Source organism: Streptomyces sp. 8L, assembly GCF_020176795.1.
In the GTDB taxonomy this organism is placed as follows: domain Bacteria; phylum Actinomycetota; class Actinomycetes; order Streptomycetales; family Streptomycetaceae; genus Streptomyces.
Window position 1 is genome coordinate 1 of sequence record NZ_JAIUKE010000852.1, and the last position, 1,756, is coordinate 1,756.

1 protein-coding gene is annotated in these 1,756 nt (G+C 70.4%); it reads right to left on the minus strand.

Annotated elements, in window-relative coordinates:
• Positions 1 to 50 precede the first annotated feature (50 nt).
• Complete coding sequence (locus tag LCE31_RS39400) at positions 51 to 1,619, minus strand: phospholipase C (RefSeq protein WP_225023085.1); 1,569 nt, start codon at positions 1,617 to 1,619, stop codon at positions 51 to 53.
• Positions 1,620 to 1,756: the final 137 nt, after the last annotated feature.

The window sequence follows — 1,756 nt, forward strand, 5'->3', positions numbered from 1 at the left end:
CCCCCCCCCGCGGCGTGGGTGGCGGGCTCCCCGGGGCCCGCGCCCCCGTCTCAGCCTCCCTGGCCCGGCATGTGCTGGGTCGCGCCCGGGATCTGCGGCATGGGCTGGGTGGCGGCGGCCGCCTGCGCGTTGACGTTGGCGAGCCGCGTCTCCTCGTCGAACTCCTCGCTGGTGGGCGCCGGCTGGGCGACGGTCTTGAAGACGCCGGTGAAGTCGCCGAACGTCTGGCGGCGCCAGGGCGTGATGGCGTCGAAGGTGACGGCGCCCTTCCCCGACAGGCCGTTCGCCGCCGTGATCGCCTCGATGAGACGCAGCGGCGAGGTGTGGTCGGAGACCTCGGAGAAGATACGGCCGCCGACGGTCCACGGCGACACGACGAGGCACGGCACCCGGAAGCCCGCGCCGACGGGCAGGCCGCCGCCGGGCGTGCCCTTCGGCGAGGACAGGCTGACGTACTCCTCAGGGAAGAGCGCCGGGTCCGGGACGGGTGGCGCGACGTGGTCGAAGAAGCCGTCGTTCTCGTCGTAGTTGATGACGAAGACCGTCGAGTTCCACAGCTCCTCGTTCGCGGCGAGGGCCTCCAGCTTGGAGGCGAGGAAGTACGCCCCGGCGGCCGGTGTGTTCGGCGGGTGCTCGTCGGAAGGGTACGGGCCGTCGGGGAAGAGCCACGTCACGTCGGCCAGGGTGCCGTTCGCGCAGTCCTCCTCGAATCCGAGGTAGGGCGTGCCGGCCTTGGCCGGGCTGTTCGGGTCGCCCGCTCCGCCCGGCGTACCGTCGCCGAAGAGCGTGCCGTTGAGCATGATCCGGTTGTAGAGCTCCGGCGGCACGAGTCCCGGCTGCTTGAAGTTGGCCCACCAGCTGAAGTAGTTGTAACTGCCCGAGCTGGTGTACGTCTTCACCGTGTAGCCCGCGTCGAAGAGCACTTCGGGGGCCGACTTCCACAGCAGTGTGTTGGGCTGCACGGTCTCCAGGATCGGGCCGCCCTGCTTGCCCTGCGGGTCGTTGGTGCCCGACATCCACACGGCCCGGTTGGGGAAGGTGGGTCCGAGCACCGAGCAGTGGTAGTTGTCGAGCAGGGTGAAGCTCTCCGCGAGGGCCCAGTGGAAGGGGATGTCGTTCTTCTTCAGGTAGCCCATCGTGTAGGAGCCCCTGCCGCCGCCGTCGGAGGCGAGATGGGTCGTCAGCCATCCGTCCATCGCGCCGTTGTTCCAGGCGGCGTGCTGGTCGCGCCAGTCGTGCGAGAGCGAGGGCACGGCGGCGGCTCCGGTGGTGACCGTGTCCATGTGGAAGGGCTCCAGGTAGCCGTCCGGGTTGGCCGGGTCCGGCTGCTTGAAGACCGGGTTGCCGTTCGGCAGCTTGGCCGCGGTCTTGTCGGCGAAGCCGCGTACGCCGGGGAACGTGCCGAAGTAGTGGTCGAACGACCGGTTCTCCTGCATGACGTACACGACGTGCTTGATCTGGGAGAGGTTGAAGCCGCGCCGGTCGGCTCGGGCCGCGCGGGCCAGCTGCGCGGGCAGGACGCCGGACATGCCCGCCGCCGCGGCGATCGTGGCGGCTCCGGCTATGAAACCGCGCCGCGAGGGGCGGAAGCTGCTGGCTCTTGTGCTGTTGTCGGGCATGCGGGTTCTTCCCTGCACTTTCCTGGTCGCGACGGGATCGAGGTCATGGACGGGCGGTCGGCGGCGGGGCGTTGTACGACGGGAGGTCGTGGACGGCGGGGAGCCATGGACGGCGGGAGGCGGTGGATGGTGGGCGG

Excerpts from the sequence above, each read along its gene's own strand:
- LCE31_RS39400 (WP_225023085.1), bottom strand. The coding sequence starts at position 1,619 with ATGCCCGACAACAGCACAAGAGCCAGCAGCTTCCGCCCCTCGCGGCGC.